At 64.1% G+C, this 17,958-nt stretch carries 20 protein-coding genes; 17 read left to right on the top strand and 3 right to left on the bottom strand.

Going from position 1 to position 17,958, the window contains the following annotated elements; all coding sequences use genetic code 11:
- The first annotated feature begins 5 nt into the window (after positions 1-5).
- From JCM17844_RS13005 to traW, 4 genes are read left to right on the top strand one after another with little or no spacing between them, the layout of a single operon-like run.
- The gene (locus JCM17844_RS13005; protein WP_150001342.1) at positions 6-212 is read left to right on the top strand and encodes a hypothetical protein; all 207 of its coding nucleotides are present in this window, start codon (positions 6-8) and stop codon (positions 210-212) included.
- Between the two features lie 3 nt (positions 213-215).
- A complete protein-coding gene (locus JCM17844_RS13000) occupies positions 216-593 on the top strand; it encodes a TrbI F-type domain-containing protein (protein WP_150001341.1) in 378 nt (125 codons plus the stop codon).
- Positions 590-1,066, top strand: a complete 477-nt coding sequence (gene traF, locus JCM17844_RS12995) for a conjugative transfer signal peptidase TraF (RefSeq protein ID WP_150001340.1) — start codon at positions 590-592, stop codon at positions 1,064-1,066. Before JCM17844_RS13000 ends, traF (JCM17844_RS12995) begins: the two co-directional genes overlap by 4 nt.
- Positions 993-1,652 (top strand): type-F conjugative transfer system protein TraW, encoded by a 660-nt coding sequence (traW, locus tag JCM17844_RS12990; protein WP_150001339.1) that lies wholly within the window; start codon positions 993-995, stop codon positions 1,650-1,652. The genes traF (JCM17844_RS12995) and traW overlap by 74 nt, the downstream gene beginning before the upstream one ends.
- A gap of 5 nt (positions 1,653-1,657) precedes the next feature.
- Here traW and JCM17844_RS12985 read toward each other — a convergent pair whose 3' ends face one another.
- Together JCM17844_RS12985 and JCM17844_RS12980 are read right to left on the bottom strand one after the other, a co-directional pair.
- A complete protein-coding gene (locus JCM17844_RS12985; RefSeq protein WP_150001338.1) occupies positions 1,658-2,032 on the bottom strand; it encodes a helix-turn-helix domain-containing protein in 375 nt (124 codons plus the stop codon).
- Between the two features lie 12 nt (positions 2,033-2,044).
- A complete protein-coding gene (locus tag JCM17844_RS12980; protein ID WP_150001337.1) occupies positions 2,045-2,296 on the bottom strand; it encodes a type II toxin-antitoxin system RelE family toxin in 252 nt (83 codons plus the stop codon).
- Positions 2,297-2,355: 59 nt separating this feature from the next.
- Between JCM17844_RS12980 and traU the strand changes: the two genes are divergently transcribed.
- From traU to JCM17844_RS12935, 9 genes are all read left to right on the top strand, one after another.
- Positions 2,356-3,357 (top strand): conjugal transfer pilus assembly protein TraU, encoded by a 1,002-nt coding sequence (gene traU, locus JCM17844_RS12975; protein ID WP_150001336.1) that lies wholly within the window; start codon positions 2,356-2,358, stop codon positions 3,355-3,357.
- Entirely contained in the window at positions 3,327-3,851 is a 525-nt protein-coding gene (gene trbC, locus JCM17844_RS12970; RefSeq protein ID WP_150001335.1) for a type-F conjugative transfer system pilin assembly protein TrbC, read from the top strand. Before traU ends, trbC begins: the two co-directional genes overlap by 31 nt.
- The gene (locus tag JCM17844_RS12965; protein WP_150001334.1) at positions 3,848-4,798 is read left to right on the top strand and encodes a hypothetical protein; all 951 of its coding nucleotides are present in this window, start codon (positions 3,848-3,850) and stop codon (positions 4,796-4,798) included. The genes trbC and JCM17844_RS12965 overlap by 4 nt, the downstream gene beginning before the upstream one ends.
- 8 nt (positions 4,799-4,806) lie before the next feature.
- A complete protein-coding gene (locus JCM17844_RS12960) occupies positions 4,807-5,742 on the top strand; it encodes a conjugal transfer protein TraN (protein ID WP_210431983.1) in 936 nt (311 codons plus the stop codon).
- A gap of 108 nt (positions 5,743-5,850) precedes the next feature.
- On the top strand, positions 5,851-6,573 hold the full coding sequence (locus JCM17844_RS12955; protein ID WP_150001332.1) for a conjugal transfer protein TraF: 723 nt from the start codon (positions 5,851-5,853) through the stop codon (positions 6,571-6,573).
- Positions 6,563-6,772 carry a hypothetical protein gene (locus JCM17844_RS12950; protein WP_150001331.1) on the top strand — a complete coding sequence of 70 codons (210 nt, stop codon included), beginning with the start codon at positions 6,563-6,565 and terminating at the stop codon, positions 6,770-6,772. The genes JCM17844_RS12955 and JCM17844_RS12950 overlap by 11 nt, the downstream gene beginning before the upstream one ends.
- Before the next feature lie 43 nt (positions 6,773-6,815).
- Entirely contained in the window at positions 6,816-7,187 is a 372-nt protein-coding gene (gene traF, locus JCM17844_RS12945) for a conjugal transfer protein TraF (RefSeq protein ID WP_210431982.1), read from the top strand.
- Positions 7,177-8,637, top strand: a complete 1,461-nt coding sequence (locus JCM17844_RS12940; protein ID WP_150001329.1) for a conjugal transfer protein TraH — start codon at positions 7,177-7,179, stop codon at positions 8,635-8,637. The genes traF (JCM17844_RS12945) and JCM17844_RS12940 overlap by 11 nt, the downstream gene beginning before the upstream one ends.
- A 6-nt stretch (positions 8,638-8,643) precedes the next feature.
- Positions 8,644-11,493: a conjugal transfer protein TraG N-terminal domain-containing protein gene (locus tag JCM17844_RS12935; protein WP_150001328.1), complete on the top strand. Its 2,850-nt coding sequence runs from the start codon at positions 8,644-8,646 to the stop codon at positions 11,491-11,493.
- Here JCM17844_RS12935 and JCM17844_RS12930 read toward each other — a convergent pair.
- The gene (locus JCM17844_RS12930) at positions 11,490-11,744 is read right to left on the bottom strand and encodes a hypothetical protein (protein ID WP_150001327.1); all 255 of its coding nucleotides are present in this window, start codon (positions 11,742-11,744) and stop codon (positions 11,490-11,492) included. The genes JCM17844_RS12935 and JCM17844_RS12930 overlap by 4 nt on opposite strands.
- An 86-nt stretch (positions 11,745-11,830) precedes the next feature.
- Between JCM17844_RS12930 and traD the strand changes: the two genes are divergently transcribed.
- From traD to JCM17844_RS12910, 4 genes are all read left to right on the top strand, one after another.
- Positions 11,831-13,789 (top strand): type IV conjugative transfer system coupling protein TraD, encoded by a 1,959-nt coding sequence (traD, locus tag JCM17844_RS12925; protein WP_150001326.1) that lies wholly within the window; start codon positions 11,831-11,833, stop codon positions 13,787-13,789.
- Positions 13,790-13,892: 103 nt separating this feature from the next.
- Positions 13,893-16,613 (top strand): MobF family relaxase, encoded by a 2,721-nt coding sequence (mobF, locus tag JCM17844_RS12920; RefSeq protein WP_150001325.1) that lies wholly within the window; start codon positions 13,893-13,895, stop codon positions 16,611-16,613.
- A complete protein-coding gene (locus JCM17844_RS12915) occupies positions 16,610-16,915 on the top strand; it encodes a hypothetical protein (protein WP_150001324.1) in 306 nt (101 codons plus the stop codon). The genes mobF and JCM17844_RS12915 overlap by 4 nt, the downstream gene beginning before the upstream one ends.
- A gap of 170 nt (positions 16,916-17,085) precedes the next feature.
- Positions 17,086-17,787 (top strand): nucleotide-binding protein, encoded by a 702-nt coding sequence (locus tag JCM17844_RS12910; protein WP_150001323.1) that lies wholly within the window; start codon positions 17,086-17,088, stop codon positions 17,785-17,787.
- Positions 17,788-17,958 lie beyond the last annotated feature (171 nt).

Here is a 17,958-nt window from a genome sequence, read left to right as displayed (position 1 = left end):
GGGACATGAAGTCCTTGAAGCGCTCCGGCTCGCAATACTCCGAGGTGATGATCCTCGGTCCCGGCGGCTACGCCATCGGCCGCCTCATGCTCGATCCCTTCTCGGTCAAGCTCTACTCGTCCAAAGCCGAAGACTTCGAGGCCATCCGCCGCCTGCAAGCCGAGGGCATGTCCCTGGCGGAAGCGGTCGAACACTCAGCCGGAGGAATCTGATCCATGCCGTTGTTATCTCAAGCCCCCTCGCACCCCACTTCATCTTCCACCTTGCGCACCCTGATCCGGGGATTCTTGATCGCGCTTCTGCTGGTCGGCGCCAACATCGCCGCGATGTTCGTTTGGCGCATGTACGATCCCGCGCCCCGTCTCGTCACCGTCGATCTGAACGGCATCGTGCAGACCTTCATCGCCGGGACCGCCGAGAGCGATCTTTCCGACGACGACAAACGCGCCCGCACCGAAACCTTCGCCCGCGAGTTGGACCGCGCCCTGCAAGGTCTCGCCGCGCGCCAGCGCATGATCATCCTGCCCGCCCCCGCCGTCATCGCCGGCGCGCAGGACATCACCGAGGCGGTCAGGAAGGGACTAACGCCATGATGCCGGTTTCTCATCGCATCGCCCTGACCGGCATGCTGGTACTTGTCCTGGCGGCCGTTGGCGTTCACTGGCTGCGCGGACATGTCCGTCTGGCCTGGAACGAGACCGAGAGCCTGCCGCAGTCCGTGTTCCTGGTCCTACTCGGCACCCAACCCGACAGGGGCGATTACGTCCTGTTCGATCCGCCCCAAGCGGTGAACAGTCATTACCCCTTCGTCAAACAGGTTGCAGGTCTGCCCGGCGACGCCATCCGTGTGGAAGGCCGCGCCGTTTGGGTCGACGGACGCCCCGTCGGCGTCGCCAAGACGATGTCGCGCCGTGGCGAACTCCTGCATCCCATCGCGCCCGGCATCATCCCACCGGGATTCATTTTCGTTCACGCCAACCATCGAGACAGTTATGACAGCCGTTATCAAAGCCTCGGCCTTGTGCCTGACGCTCGCGTCATTGGCCGCGCCGTTCCCCTGTTCTGAAGCCTTGGCCAAGGATCTGGGCGTGCGCGGACACACATGGGAGATCATCGAGACCGATCTGCTGGCGCACCTCAAAGCCAAGGCTTCGGCCTTCGCTGGGAACGGTGGCTTGGACGCATGGCAGAAGGATGCGGAGCGCCGGGTCCGTTCGTATGTGGAGACGCCCCCGCCGGTCTCGGGCATCGCCCCTGCGCTTGAAGACCGCTCGCGCCTGTTCGATCCGAGCATTCGCGTCGCCAAAGACATCCAAGACGACAAGGGCCGCCTCATCGCCAAGGCGGGCACGCTGATCAATCCGTTAGATTACGTGACGCTCTCGAAAGACCTGCTGTTCGTCGACGGGCGGGACGAGGCCCAGGTCACCTGGGCTTTGGGCATCAAACGCCCGGCCAAGATCGTGCTGGTCGCAGGGCCCGTGCTGGCCTTGATGCGCGAACACAAGCGCCCGCTCTACTTCGATCAAAAAGGCCTGCTCGCCCGCCGCTTCCAGATCGCCGCGGTTCCGGCCTCCGTCAGCCAGGACGGGCGGCGTTTGCGCATCCGGGAGTTTCCGCTCAGCAAGAAGACCGGAAAGGACGCGCGATGACCGGCTTAAACCAAATCGTCGAGGTCGAGGTCGAGCGCTGCCGCCAGAGCCTTCATGGTGGCGACGGAACCTTCGCGGTTGCCGCCCTCGATCTGCGACAGGTAGGCCGCGCTGATCCCGGCCTTGGCGGCCAGGTCCTTCACGCTCAGCTCGCGGTATTCGCGCCAGACGCGCACAGGGTTTTCGCCGTCGATGATACGGTTGGCGAACGCGGCGGGAATCAACTCGTCTTCTCCCGCCGCCAACCGGCGCTTGGCTTCATCGAAGACGCGCACGTCGGCCAAGTCTTCGGCCGCTTCGCACAACTGCTCGTATTCGGCGCGCGGCAGGATCACCATCTGCTCACCGCCCGGCGTGGCAAAAAACTGCGGATGGGTCATCACAAACCTCTCTTATTCATAGATACTACCACGCGCGCCAACCTCATAGACCTCAAGGACATGGCCTTCGAGGTCGAAAATGACGCGCCATTTACCGACCCGCAACCGGTAGCCCTCACGTCCCTTGAGCTTCTTGACGTGGTGGGCGTGCGCCGTTGGATCGCTCGCATAATCAGCAATCTTGGCCTGAATACGCCGCCTCTCGTTGGCGGGTATCCTTCGAAGATCGTTCAGGGCCTTCTTGCTATACGCTATTTCATACATGCCAATAACATAGCTTATAGCTATTCATTGAGCAAGCCCTTGTGTGGGGAGCTTGGCCGATGAAACGCCCCTTCACCCTCCTTATCTTGACCGGCCTGCTCTTCATCGCGGCTCCACATCCGGTCAAAGCCGGGGTTTGCACCGGCAACTTCGTCAACCCGATCACGGATATCTGCTGGGACTGCATCTTTCCCATTTCCATCGGGCCGATCACCGTCTTCGACGAACGCCCTGATCCGCCCAACCCGGACACCCTTCTCTGCGCCTGCCCGACAACCGTTCCGCCCTTCGTGCGCATCGGCATCACTATCGGGTTTTGGGAACCGGCAAGGCTGGTGGACGTGACCAAGCGGCCCTATTGCTTCGTCAATCTGGGCGGGCTGGAACTGGACGCCGGGATTGGTGCCGGACAGACAAAAACCTCAAGCGGCGGGGGCGGAACCCACAACGCCAACTGGCACCTGCATTGGTACGTCTACCCGATCTACGCCCTGTTGGAACTGTTCACGGACTCGCTTTGCATGACCGAGAGCAGCTTCGACATCGCCTACATCACCGAGCTCGATCCCCTGTGGCTGGATGACGAACTGACGTTCCTACTCAACCCCGAAGCGGTGCTGTTCGCCAACCCCGCCGCCCAGGCGGCTTGCGCCGCGGACTGCGTCGCCGCCTCGGCCCACCTGCCGCTGGACTCGCTCTTTTGGTGCGGCGGCTGCCAAGGGTCCATGTATCCGCTGGGCGGCAACGTCTCGGGCCATGTGGGATCGATCCAGTCGGCGCTGATGGCGACCGAGCGCATGGCCTACAAGCTGGGCCGCGAGTTCGTGTTGCTGGGCTCGTCGGGAACCGAAGCGCTGTGCCGCAAGGTGCCACGCCCGGTGCTCAAGAAAACCGAATGGCGCACCCAACAGACCAACCCGGTCGCCGCCACCTCGGGGCCGTTTGCCTGCAACCCCTTGGGCCGGTCCTCGGTCCCTTATGAAGCCGGTAAGGAGATTCCGCTCACCGGCGAAGATTTTGGATTTTTGATATGGCGAAAACGCAATTGCTGTGCCGGATGACCCTGCTTTTCTCTCTGATGCTTGCCGCTCCCGCCGTCCAGGCTGAGGAGGACACGGATGCCTGGATGCAACGGATGTTGGAGAAGACGACAAAGCAAGCCGCGCCGTCATTAGAGACGAAGGCGAAGCCCTCATTGCTGTCCTTCGTCTCCTTCTCCATGCCGGACGACAGCCTGAAGGCGATCTTGGAACAGACCGCCCGAGCGGGCGGCGTCACCGTGCTGCGCGGCCTGGTCGAAAACAGCTTCAAGGAAACGGCGCTTCGGGTCGGGACACTCGCCCGCGAGCACGGCCCCGGTTTCTCCGTCGATCCCCGGCTGTTCACTGAACATAGCGTCACCACCGTCCCGGCCTTCGTCGTCGTGGGAGCGGAGAGCGTCGATAAGATCTCGGGCAACATGAGCCTCGCCGCCGCCTTGGAGACCATCGCGCGCGAAGGCGACAACAAGAGCATTGCCCAGGGGCTGCTCGGCCGACTGAGGGGTGCGCCATGAGAACATTCCTTTTCCTCGCCGCCCTTCTATTCGCCTTCACCGCCATCACTGACGCGAGCGCCGACCCGTTGCCCGATCCGTCCGTGGTGCCCGGCTATCAGGGGACCACCCCACCGGAGACCGGCTACGCCCACGGCCAGATGTACGGCGATGCGGAAACCCGCGCGCTCACCGGCACCGGTTCCGATGGCAAGGCCGCCCGCACCGTCACCGACGGCTTCATCGGTCGCCCCGACGTGCCCATCGACGAGCGCGAGACCTGGGCAGACAACGCCAAGACGCCGGAAGAGACCCCCGGCGACTTCGTGTCGATCATGGAAGGGGCTTACAGCGACTGCACCGGCGGGAACGTTACGCCGGGTGCGGCCACGCAAGCCTACACCTATACCTGCACGTCCCCAGCCAGCAAGAGCAAGTACGCCTGCCGCGAGGTGCTGGAACCGGTCTGCACCAACGTGAGCTCGGCCTGCATGACGCTGGTCGCCACCCATACCGGCATCATGCCGTTCAGTTTCGACGGTTCGCGCTACATGTACATCGGCAAGCGCGCGCGGGATTCCATCCCCGACCACGGCAACCCCACCCGCGAACACAACTACGTCGCCGAACTGCAATTCGACGTCAACCTCAAGGACGTCAACCGCTTCATCCTGGAACGGCTGGAATACGAGGATTTCGTCGAGATCACCTTCAACGGCGTGCCCGTGTTCACCGATCTGGACCGGCGGCAATATTCCAAGCCCCAAACCTGCGGTGGCTGCCACATCATCAACCGCCCGGTGTCGCGGAACCTCAACTTCGATCTGCGCCCGTATCTCAAGGAAGGCCTCAACATCTTCCGCGCGCGCCTCAACGCCGTGGCCCATGGCAACCTGTGGCTCAAACTCGACACCGATAGCCGCTGCTGCAAGGCCTGGGACGACCAGTGGAAGGAGACCTGCCGATGAGACGCCTTATGGTCCTGATCGCCTTGTTGTCCATACCGGCGACTACGGCCCAAGCCGCGCCCGGCGGCTGCGTTCCCGTCTCCACCCTGTGCACCGTGGGCGAAGCCGAACAGACCATCCAGGGCTTCACCATCAGCCGCGAGTGTTGGGAGAAGCGCATCGTCTATTCCTGTCCCGACGCCAAACCGGGCGGCGCCTGCGCCCCCTTATCGGGCGATCCGAACTGCACGCAAACCGGCGTGGAATGCTCAGGGACAGATTCCGATGGCGTCTGTTTGCAAGAGACCGCCACGTTCCGCTGCGCGGCGGCCAAGAGTGGCAGCGGGATTTCCCTCGAAGACATCGCCGATGGCACGCCGGAGCGCGGAGACGCCACCCCGCTTCGCTGCGGCAGCGCGCTCTATTGCCCGGACGGACTTTGCGACGGCTTGGGATCGTCGGAGCCGAACCAGGACTTCGGCAAAGCCGCGTCCTGGATAGGTCTGCTCACCCAGATGGGCAAGGAGAAGGATCCGGACGCCGTCACCTTGTTCAGGGGCGAGGGCCAAACCTGCTCGCGCTGGCCACTTGGAAGCAAGAACTGCTGTTCGGAAGACGGCTGGCTGCTCGACTGGTTCGGCTGTTCGTCGTCGGAGAAAATCCTCGGCGAACGCCGCGCCGCCAAGCTGGCCCACCATGTGGGCGATTATTGCGCCAACAAGGTGCCGATCCTGGGCTGCGTCACCAAAAAGCAAAGCTACTGCACCTTCCGCTCCCTGTTCGCGCGCGTGCTCCAGGAACAGGCCCGCGCGCAATTGGGCATGGGCTGGGGCAGCGCCGAAGCGCCCGACTGCCGCCCCCTGTCCATCGAGGACATCCAGAGGGTGGATTTCTCGCGCATCGATCTGTCGGAGATTTACGGCGACATGTTGAACGCCGCCCATCCCCCAGCGGGGCGAGCATGAACGAGAAGGTCAAGCAACGGATCGACAGTTACTACGGGGGAAGTCAATGAAACGGGCTTTGACCGCCGTGCTCTTGTTGACCGCTTCGTCCGCCAGCGCCGCAGGGTGATGAGTGAGGATTGCCAGACCCTGGGTTGGCACTTCTATTGCGATCCGGCGAAGACGGAACCGGCGGCGCAACCCGAAACGCCGCCTTCGCCCAATACCGCGCCGGAGTCCGCACCCGACCCCCGCGAACGCATCAAGGCGATCCGCGACAAGCTCGATCTCCTCAAGGCCACGGCAATCCTCGATCCCACGGAAGACAACGTCGCCGCCTACATCCGCTTCCAGCGCGAGCAGCTCGACCGCGCCTCGGTGTTTTCCGATCAATGGCGGCGCACCGTGTGGCAAAACCCCGACCTCGATTACGATTTGGTCCGCCCCACCGGCGCGCTCGCCAAACGCGCTTGGTCGGACGCCCGCAAACAAGACGCTGCTCAGGTCCTCGCCGCGTTGCCGGAACGCTACGGCGTCTTCTACTTTTTCAAAGGCGACTGCCCGCCATGCCGCGCCATGGAAACGGCGCTCAAGCCCTTCACCGAGACCCACGGCCTGCACACCATGGCGGTGTCATTGGACGGCAGCCGATCATCCGCTTTCCCAGACGCCGTCACGGACACCGGTCAGGCCGCGCGCCTCGGCGTCACCGGCGAACACCTGCCCGCCCTAGCGCTGTTCGACACCGCCCAAGGCGCGGTCATCCCCGTCGGCTTCGGGGCGCTTGCTGCCGACGAGTTGGAACGGCGCATCTACGTCTTGACCCAAGTGGAGGTCGGCCATGACTACTGATCCCAACACCCCGCCCGCAAAACCCCCGACGCCGGACGAACTGGACCGCGATCCCACGGTGTCCTTCTGGCTCAAACGCAACTGGCGCATGGCCTGCGAGCGCGACCCCTTCGACGCCACCCGCGACGCCGCCGTCCTGCACGAGTTCTGCCGGGTGAGACTGGAGCGGATTTTGGCGAAGGGGGTTAGTGATGAGTAGGTTCTTGCGGTCTCTGCCCGCACCCGCCAAGGGGCTTGGCCCCTTGTATCCCATCAGTTTGATGCTGTGCCTATTGGCAGTGCCGGCGCAAGCCAGCGAGCAGGTCGGGTTAATCTTCGTCTATCGGAGCGATTGCGCGGCGAGCCGCGCGTTTTCAACCTCGCTCAAGGCTGTGACCGATCATTATCGTCTAGCGGTGCTGCCCGTCACCCTGGACGACCGCCGTTTCGCCGAGTGGCCCGGAACCGTCCGCGACCATGGCCAAGCGCAAACACTCGGCATCGAACGGGTTCCCTTCCTCGCGCTTTTCGACCCAACCACCGGCGCGTTAGCGCCCATCACATCACGCTATCTGCCGCCCGCACACCTGGAGCGCCGGATCGCCGCAGCTATCGAGGCCAGTCATGAACAATAACAATACGTGGTTTCCAAAGGCCCGAGGCCTTTGGCGGGTGCGGGCAGAGCCCGCAAAAGCCTTCAAGTATGCAGCGCCTATACTCATCGCATCGATCGCACTCGCCGCCCCTGCGCGCGCCGATGTGGCCGGGGCCATGACGGAGTTCTGGGACGGTATCGGGGTGTCCAACGCCACCGGTCCTTCGGCCTACATGGGCCAGTCGGCGGGCTATTACACCGGCGGCAATTTGTTCATGCGCACGCCGTCGCGCAACACCACGATCGCCACGGTCAACCTACCGTCCTACCGGGCCGGGTGCGGCGGCATCGATCTGTTCGCGGGCGGGTTTTCGTTCATCAATTCCGACGAGTTGGTGGCCTTGATGAAATCCATCGGCAACAACGCCGTGGCCTATTCCTTCAAGCTGGCCTTGGAGACCATCTCGCCCATGATCGCCGAGCAGATCGGCACGTTGCAAGATTGGATCCAGCGCATCAACCAGTTCAACATGAACTCCTGCGAGGCCGCCAAGGGCGTCGTCGGCGGGCTGTGGCCGCGGAGCGAGACCGCCAGCCGGGTGATCTGCGAGGACCTGGGCAACTCCAGCGGCATCTTCACCGACCGCGCGGCGGCGCGGCATGGGTGCGGTTCTCAAGGGCGGCGGCAAAGCACGCTCGGCAACGCCTCCGGCGCCATGCGCGATCAATTGCCACTCGATATCAACATCGCCTGGGAGGCGGCGAAGAAAAATCCGCTGTTCGCCGGGGATCGCGATCTTTCGGAGTTGATCATGACCCTGGCCGGAACCGTGGTGGTGCGCGCGCCGGCCAACGACGACGATGCGCCCAAGTTCCAATACTACGGACAGAAGGCCGGTGCCGATCAACTGCTCGCCGTCTTGTTGGGCGGCGGCACCGCCACCATCAACCGCTGCGTCGACGCGGACAAGTGCCTCAGCGTCAATGCGTCGGCGAACCTGACCGTACCCGCCGCGGGGGCGTTTACGGAGCGGGTGCGGAGCGTGCTGGAAAGCATCCAGGACAAGATCGATACGGACGGCGCCTTGACCGTGGACGAGCAGGCTTTGCTCAACGCCACCACCATCCCGGTCTACAAGATCGTCAACGTCATGAGCGCCTATCAGGGCGGACTTTCGTCGTTGTCGCTTCCGCAGTACGCGGACCTGATCGCGCTCGACATCCTCTATCGCTTCGCGGGCGATCTCTTGGACGAGGTGGAAAAGGGCGGCGCGGGCCTGGCGCTCGCCGACGATCAAATCCTGAAAGATTGGCGGGACGGCCTGCAAACGGCCAAGCGGACGCTGCGCGAGAAGATGGCCGGGGTGTCGGACAACTTCACCAAGGCGGTCAACATCGTGGACTCGGTGCGCGTCCTGGAACAACACCTGATCGGCAACATGTCCGCCCACATGCGCGGCAACATCGGCTGGATCAACGGAAGCGAGTGAGCGGCGATGTACGAGGTCTTCACCCAGGGCGGCGGGTCCTATCTGGTCGACATCTTCAACGCCGTGGCGGCGCTGTCCGGCGGCAGCGCGTTCGCCAACCTGATCCGCGTGGCCGCCGCGTTCTCGCTGCTGTGGCTGATGTTCCAGACCGCGTTCGGCGGATCGTGGATGGCCAACGTCAAGTGGTACGCGGCGTTCCTCGCCATCTACCTGGCCCTGTTCACGCCCCGGGTGGACGTGCATGTGACCGACCGCCTCACCCCGGCGCTGCCCGCCGCGACCATAGCCAACGTGCCCTATGGGTTGGCCGCTTTCGCCTCCATGACCAGCGACATCGGCGACGGCCTGACGCGCTTGAGCGAGGCCACCTTCAGCCTGCCCACCGACCTGCGCTACCAGGAAACCGGCATGCTGTTCGGCGCGCGATTGATGAAGGAAGCCACCAAGTGGCAGATCACCGACAGCCGCTATGCGGGCAACATGACGCGCTTCGTCCAACAATGCGTCTTCTACGGCATCCTGTTGGGCCAAATCGATCTCGACACCTTGAAGACCTCCGACGATCTGTGGGCCACCATCGAGGCCACGGCGGGCTCGCCCCTGCGGCACTTCGAATACCGAAGCGTGCTGGGTGTCGGCGGCGGGGAGCAACGCGACATCGTTTCTTGCGAAACCGGCATCGGGTTGTTGCGCAGCCAGTGGCCGCAGGAGTTGGACCGGGCCGGGTCGATCTTCGGCGCACGGCTGTTTCCCGGCGTGCCCGCCGCCACCGCGCGGGCGGAACTGTTGTCGCGCCTTCCCATCGCGCACGAATATCTGATAGGCGCATCCCGCGACGCGGGCGCGATCATGCAGCAACAGATGTTGATCAACGCTTTCGATACGGCGGCCAAGGGTTGGGCGCAGGAGCTGGGCAACTCGGCGGCGCTCGAAGGCTACATGCGGGCGCGCGCCGATCTGCAAACCGAAGCGGTCTACACCACCACCGGCCTGCAAGCGGAGAAGTGGGTGCCGATCCTGAAAATCGTGTTCGAGGCGCTGTATTACGGGGCGTTCCCCATCGCGCTCATCATGATGCTCACGCCGATTGGCATCACGGTCCTGCGGGGCTACTTCTCGGGCTTCGTCTGGCTGCAAAGCTGGGGGCCGCTTTACGCCATCTTGCACCGGATCATGATGGGCGAGGTGGCGAACAAGGCGACGTCCATCGTCGGGGCGACGCCGAACGGCGTGGATGGTATCGCCATGGTCACGCAATTGGGCGTGCGCGTCATCGTCCAAGACACCTCGGCCATGGCGGGCTACCTCTCCATGTCGGTGCCGTTCTTAGGTTTAGGTTTGATGTTCGGGGCCAACCGCTTCGCCCACCTCGCCACCTCCATGCTCGCGCCGACCCAGCGCGCGGCGGGCACGGCGGCGGAGGAAGGGACGTCGGGCAACATCAACCTCGCCAACACCAGCCTGGACAACCACAGCTTCCACACCCTGCGCGGCAACAGCCAACAAACCAACGCGCTCATCGACGCAGGTATGGTCAGCCGCCGCATGGACGACGGGGCGATGAACACCCGGACACCTGGGTTTGGGAGTGGAGGGCTCGGGGGTGGGCTCGGCGCGGGAGGGTCCGAGAGCATCTTCAAGGATCGGGCGTTCTCCGATCCCGGCTTCAACGTGGCCTGGGGGTCGCGTGTCGCACAGGGCTTGCAAGAGCGCATGAGTGACGCCCGCTCCCATGCCGTTAGCGAGGCGGAACGGGCGTCCGAGAGTATGGGGGCGTCCCTGGGGCAATCCATGGCGTTTTCCAATGCGCTGCAAAGCTCAAACGGGTTTACCCAGGGCCAAGGCTTGGAACAACGCTCCACGGTCGCCGAAGCCGCCTCCAAAATCCAGCAAGCCGCCGAGCGCCTGAGCGAAACGTCGGGGTGGAGCCAAGCCCAATCCCTGAACGTTCTGGGCCGCGCCGCCGTCGACCTGGGCACGCCGCTCAAAGGCATCATCGGCTCCGGCGTCAACCTCACCGGCAGCGGCGAATGGCGGGCCGAGGGCGTGTCACGGGAGAACTGGGACAAGGCCAAATCCATCGCCGAGGAATACGGCGTGCGCGAGAGCTTCGACAAGCTCCACGCCGCCTCGCAGAACCTCAGTTTCAGCGAGGGGCAATCGCGGTTGAACGACCTGCGCAACGCCATGACCGCCAGCCGCAGCGAGGCCCAGTCTTCCGAGCGCAGCGCCAGCGAAAGCCTGAGCGACATGCAGACCTTTGAGCACGCGCTCACCGCTTATAAGGAAGACAGCGGCAGCTTCAACGCCAACCTCAATCAGACCGCACTGGAAATCGGTGCGGAACGCCATGGCGGCAACATGGCCGAGGCCTACCGGGCGGCCAAGGCCGATCCGCGTCTGGCGCAAGAATGGGGGAACGAGGCCATTGATCGCTACCTCGACCGCCTGCCGGTCTCCGACGTCACGCCCGAACATCTGCAACAGGGCCTCTACGGAAACGGACGGGCGGCGGCGCAAGACCGTTTCGATAATGATGCAAAAACCCTGCGTGACCAAGCGCCCTCGGACGCCATCGACGCCAAACGGACCGAAGTGCAATCGGGTGTGGAACGCCTCGGCGGTCAGATGGGCAACGGCGCGGCAGCACTGGGAGGAGAAGTGGACAAGGCCCGTCGCACCACGGGCGAGAAAACGGAAGACCGAGCGACTCAATCCCTTCCGGAAGGTGCGCTCAAGGCAGGCATCGAAAGTCCGGGGGAGGCCATAAATGAAGTAAAAAAGTGGGTCGGAGGAGATGACGACAAGCCACAAACCACCGGAGGGGATCATCACAGTGGGCGGAGACGGCGCTAATGGTTTTGGTCTTCCCCGTTATCCTTCGTCATAGCCGTCAAAATTGCCTCTTCGCCCTTTTCGAGCAAAGGATCGACAAGTCTATTCCCAAGCCAGAGCCCGCCAATGAAAGTGGCAATCATCAGTCCGAATACGAATGGACCGATCATGGGGCCGAGGACGAAAAATTCGACGACGAGCAGCAGGACGAGTCCCACAATCATCCTGTTCATCTTCTTGCGCGTTTTGACAACCAGTCCGTTCGTGCCCATGGCGGTACTCCTTTCTCTCCAGACCGACTTTCGCCCCTCCCCTTTCCCGCCTCTCACTCTTCACCCGACCTGTGCGGGGTGCGCCTGTGAGGAACAGCTCCTTCATCCGCGGCGGCCAGACGACCCTGCACGAATACCGCATGACCATGCAGGTGGGCAAAACGCTCGCCTGGATCGTCTCCGGCGTCGCGGTCTTGGTCATGGGCGTAAAGCTGGCGATCAATCTGTCCTTGCACGAAGTTTACCAGTGGTACGTCTGGCATTGGGCGCAATTTTTATATTTGGCGTCGTTCAAATACACCCAGGAAATCACCATCTACGATTACGCCTGGCAGCCCTACGTCACTTACACCGGGGCCATCGTCGAACACCCCGGCATGACGGCCACCAAGGACAAGGTGGAGAGCCTGATGTTTTCAGGCGCGGGACTGGGCTTGGTGATCGGGGTGATCGTGGCCGTGGTTCTGGCCGCGCTGTTTTTGTGGCGCGGACACCATCTCAAAAAAGCCAAACACCTGCGCGGCTCCCAATTGTTGGACGCGCCAGAGCTTACCCGCCGCATCAAGGCCGCCAATGCGTCGCGCCCCAAAGACAGGACAACGGATAAGTCCTATTCCATCGCCGGCATCCCCTACCCGGTGGGCGCGCCCGCCACCCACACCCTGATCTGCGGCACCACGGGCGCGGGCAAAACCACCGTCATCGCCGAGCTGATCGAACAAATTCGCAAAAACGGCGACCGGGCCATCGTCTACGACAAGACCGGCGGCTTCGTGCGCGCCTTCTTCGATCCCGCCTTTGATGTGCTGTGCAATCCGTTCGACGCCCGCGCGCCGCGCTGGAGCGTGTTCTCCGAAGGAAGAAAAGCCAGTGACTTCGAGATGATGGCCAAGGCGCTGATCCCCGAACAAAAGGGCATGGTCGATCCCTTCTGGGTGCTGGCGGCGCGCATCCTGTTTTCCAAGATCGCCGAGGGCCTGCGCCGCGAGGGCCGACCAAGCAACGCGCGGCTGGTCTCGCAGCTCTTGAAGATCGATCTCACCGACATGGCGGCGCTGCTCAAGAACACCGCCGCCCAGGCCATCATCGACGAAAAAAGCCCCAAGACGGCGCTCTCGGTGCGCGCGGTGATGACCGCCTACTTGGCCTGCCTGGAACACCTGCCGGATGATCGGGACGCCCAACCCTTCTCCATCCGCGAGTGGATCGAGGACGACGTGCGCGACGGATTCATGTTCCTGACGTCCCGCGGCGACATGCACGAAAGCGTCAAAGGTCTCATCACCTGTTGGCTTGAGATCGCCGTCAACACGCTCTTGTCCCTGGAGCAAAGCCGGGAGCGCAAGGTCTGGATCATCCTCGACGAGGTGCCGTCTCTCTACAATATCCCGAGCCTGCACCCCGGCATGGCCGAAAGCCGCCAGTTCGGCGGCTGCTTCGTGCTCGGCCTGCAAGTCTGGTCGGCCATGCGCGACATCTACGGGACCAACGGCGCGGAAACGCTCTCAGGCCTGGCGCGCACCCGGGTGGTGCTTTCCACCCCGGACAAGGCCACCGCCGACTGGTGTTCCCAGGCGCTCGGCAACGCCGAAGCCACCGAGTTGCACGAAACCTTGTCCTACGGCGCGCACGAGATGCGCGACGGCGTATCCCTGGCGGCGCGCAACGAACTGCGCCCCATCGTGCTGCCCACCGAGATCATGGGACTTCCCGACCTCACCGGATATCTGCGCCTGCCCCAAGGGTTCCCGGTGACGCGCTTCACCGTCCAGGCGAAAGCGCGCCAGGAGACCGCCCGCGCCTTCGTCGAACGGCCCGAGACGCCCCCGCCCGCCGTGGAGCCGGAGCAACGCCTGCAAACCGAACTGCGCCGTGCGGCCAGCGAAAGCGTCCAGCAATCGAACAAGAAACCTCGCAAGGAAAAGCCCAAAGCGGAACCGAAGCCAATAACGGAAGCGGCACCGCCAGCACCGCCGCCCGCCAGCACCGATGCCCCCGCGCCTGACGACGCCCCCACCGATGATGACGGGGAGCTGATCTTCTGATGCTCTCGCTGTACGCCATCACCACGCCGCAGGGCATGTCCACCTACTACGATTCCGACGGCTATTACGCCAAGGGCGATCCGGACGCCCAGTCGGCCAGCCAATGGCACGGCAAGGGCGCTGCGGCGGCGAACCTCGAAGGCTTCGTCACGCCGGAAGCTTCCAGCATGTGCTTGACGGCAACACCCCCGACGGCCGCCGCCTCGGGCGCGTGGTCGACGGCGAATGGAAACACCGCGCCGGGGTGGACCTGACCTTCTCCGCGCCCAAGAGCGTCTCGGTCATGGCCCTGGTCGCCGGAGACGAGCGCCTGATCGAGGCCCACGAACGCGCGGTGCGCGCGGTGCTCGATCACGTCGAGGGCAGCGTCCTCGAAACTCGCGTCTGGGATGCCGCCTCGCGCACCCAGGTGCGCACCCGCGACCTCGATATGATCGCCGCCCTGTTCCGCCACGAGGTCAACCGCAACCAGGACCCGCATCTGCACACCCACGCGGTGATCGCCAACATGACCCGTCCCTCGCCGGACGGTGGAGGAGACGGCAAGTGGCGTTCCATCGAAGGGGCGAGCCTGTTTCATCACAAGATGGAACTGGGCGCCATGTACCGCGCCGAACTGGCCATGAACGTCCGCGAACTGGGCTACGAGGTCGAGCGCACCCACATGGACGGGCGCTTCGATCTCAAAGGCGTGCCCAAATCCGTCCTCGATACCTTCTCCACCCGGTCGCGCGACATCCGCGCGGCGCTCGAAGGCTATGAACATCAAAACGCCAAGACCGCCGCCGTCGCCACCTTGATGACCCGCGACCACAAGACGACCGTCGACCGCGCCGTGCTGCACCAGGGGTGGCGCGAACGGGGGGAAAAGCTCGGCCTCGACAAACGCATTCCCTCCATGGAGCCGGTGAGCGCCGACAAGGGAGAGGAACTGCGCCTTGCCCAGGAAGCCGTCGATTATGGGATCCGCCACCTCTCGGAACGCGCCAGCACCTTCAGCTTGTCGGACCTGCGCACCACCGCCAACGGCTACGGCGTCGGGCAGTTCCGCCCCCGCACCCTGGACGCCGCAATCGCCGCCGATGCGCGTTTGATCCCGTCCAAACATCCCGGTCATGCGGGCCTGGAGTTCGTCACCACGATTGAGGCCATCGCAACCGAACGGGAAACCATCGCCGCCATGCAAACAGCCAAGAACACCGTGCGGCCCTTCATGAGTTTCCCCGAAATCAACCGCGGCCTTGAGCACACCATCTTGAACGACGGCCAGAAGAACGCGGTGCGCGCGCTCTTGTCCGGTACGGATCGGATCGTCGGCATCCAGGGCTACGCGGGCGTGGGCAAAACGACGCTGCTGAACGCCGCCCGCGAACTGGCCGAGGACAAGGGCTACGAGGTGTTAGGGCTAGCCCCTTCGGCCAGCGCCGCCAAGACCCTCGCGCAAGAGGCGGGCATCGCCTCGCAGACCTTGCAGAAATTCCTCGGACGCTTCGACGGCTATGCTCACGGGCGCGGCACCGAGGAAGGGCTGGCGCGCGTCCGGGAGGAATACCGCAACAAGCTGATCGTGGTGGACGAAAGCTCGCTCGCCGGCACCCGGCAAGTGCGCGACCTGTTCCGCATCGTAGGCGCGCTCCGTCCCGGCCGGCTGGTATTGGTGGGCGACGCCAAGCAGCTCGACGCCGTGGACGCGGGCAAGCCCTTCGCCCAGCTTCAAAAGCACAGCATGAAGACCGTCAAGGTGGACGAGATCGTCCGCCAGAAGAACCCGGAGCTCAAAACCGCCGTCCATGCCGCCATCGCGGGCGAGGTGCGCAAGGCCTTCGCCAAGATCGGCGGCAACATCGTCGAGGCCGAAAAGCCGGATAAGTCCGAGCCAGGGGCGTGGGACCGGGCGCTGGCCAAGGCCGCTTTCGAGGCCTGGAACGCTTTGCCGGAAGGCAAACGCGATGCTACCGGCATCGCCGCGCCCACCCACGCCATCCGCCAGGAGATCAACGCCCTGGTGCGCGGACAGTTGGAACGCGAGGGCCGCCTCAGCGGTCCCGAGATCGCCATCGACGCCCTGAAGTCAGCGGGCTACACCGCCGCCGAAAAAGGCCGCGCCAAGAACTACTTCCCGGGTGACCGGGTGATCTTCAACCGTGATATGAGCGCCAACGCAGGTGAGATCAAACAAGGCGAAGTCCTCGACGTCGCCGGGCGCAACGGGGCCACCAACACCGTCGCGCTCACCCGCGAGAACGGCGCGCCGGTTCTGTTGTCCCTCAACCAACAGCGCGTGGCCCAAGCCGTCGACGTGCTGCGCTCCGGTCCTTTGTCCTTACAACAAGGCGACCGCATCCGCTTCACCCGCAACGACGAAGGTCTTGGACTGATCAACTCCGCCACAGCCGACGTGGAAAGCATCGACAAACAAGGCCGGGTGACCTTGGTCAAGGAGGATGGCGACCGCCTGACCCTGGAGCGCGACGCCCCGGCGCTGCGCTTCATCGATCATGCCTGGGCGTCCACCGTGCACGCTTTCCAGGGCCGCACGGTGGATAGGATCGTCGGCGTGATGCAATCCGCCCATCCCCACCTCACCCACCAGAAGGCGTTCTACGTGGAAATATCGCGGGCGCGCCATGAGGCCATCCTGGTCACCGACGACCGCCAGCGCCTCGCCGAGACCCTGGCCGAGAAAACCGGCGAGCGCATCGCCGCCCTGGAGGCCGCGCAGGATCATGCACCAAATATTGCACCAAGCCTTGACCGGGCCTCGGTCACACCCGAACCGGTTCATGAACAGGGCAAGGGTATGGATGAGGAGTTGAGCCGATGAGCGGCGCGTCGAAGGTCATAAGCCTCCGCGCCACGGCGGAGGACATCACCTTGTTTGGACAGGCCGCCGAGGGCCAGGGCGTCACCGCCAGCGCGTGGATGCGCGCCACCTTGCGCGAAGCCGCCCTCGCCGAAGTCTACGGCAAGGGCAGCGCGTTCCCCGCCACGCCCGGAGAAACCGCCCTGCTGCGCGCCGTCCTGGTGGTCCTGCAAATGGTCGGGCGCGACATCGCCGAAGACGACAAGCGGCGCTTCGCCGACAAGGCCGCGCGCCAGATCGAAAAAATCAAAGCCGGAGAATAGCCCATGCCGATACCCAACATAGTCGCCGCCTAGGCGACACCTAGTCCCTAGCCATCCGGTAGGTAGCAACCGATTAGCGGAAAGGTAGCCGCCATGTATTCGACGAATAGCCTCGAACTTGCCGCTATCCGGTCTCTTTATTGTCCATAGCTTAATTCTAGGAGGTCCAAATGCCCGTCATCGCATTCGCCAATTCCAAGGGCGGCGTAGGCAAGTCCACCACAGCGCTCGCCCTGGCCCAGGTCTTCGCCAAAGGGAGTTCCGGCGTCACTCTGATCGACGCCGATCCCAACCAACCGCTCGCCCGCTGGGCGGCGCGTGATCCGGACCGCATCCCCGCCACCCTCTCAGTCCTGCCGAACATCACCGAGGAAACCATCGTGGACGCCATCGATACGGCGGCCGCCCGCGATCCGTTCGTTCTGGTGGACCTGGAAGGCTCGGCCAACGTCGCGGTGTCTTACGCCATCGGGCGCGCCGATCTGGTGATCGTGCCCATGCGCGGCAGTCAACTGGACGCGGACCAGGCCGCCCGTGTCATCAAGCTGGTCGAACGCGAAGCCAAAGCCTACCGCCGCGCCATTCCCTACGTGGTGGTCTACACCTGCACCTCGCCCGCGCTGCGCAGCCGGGATTTTCGGCACATCGACCGGATTTTGGCGGAAAACGGCATTCCCGTGCTGGCCGTCGAGATGGTGGAAAGGGCGGCGTTCCGCGCCATCATCCAACTGGGTGGCACGATCTACGACCTCAAGGACAACGAAGTCCACAATCCCCGCGCCGCCATCGACAACGCCGAGGCCCTGGCCAAGGCCGTGGTCGCCTTTGTCCATGAGCGCACGCCAACCGAGGATGGGGGGTGTCATGAGTGAGGAACGCAAACGCGGCGGACTCGACATCGCCGACGATACGGAGGCGCAAGTCGGCGGTATGCCGGACTTCAGCGCATTCAAACCGCGCACCCAGGCGCACCCGGACTCGGTGGAACCCGCCCGGCGATCGGCGGATATCAGCGGGTTCACCACCCGCCACGCCGCGCCGCC

The sequence above is a fragment of the Iodidimonas gelatinilytica genome (assembly GCF_008579125.1).
GTDB classification, from domain to species: domain Bacteria; phylum Pseudomonadota; class Alphaproteobacteria; order Sphingomonadales; family Rhodothalassiaceae; genus Iodidimonas; species Iodidimonas muriae.
The sequence above is the reverse complement of the archived record's forward strand: the minus strand, read 5'-3'. Positions and strand labels throughout refer to the sequence as shown.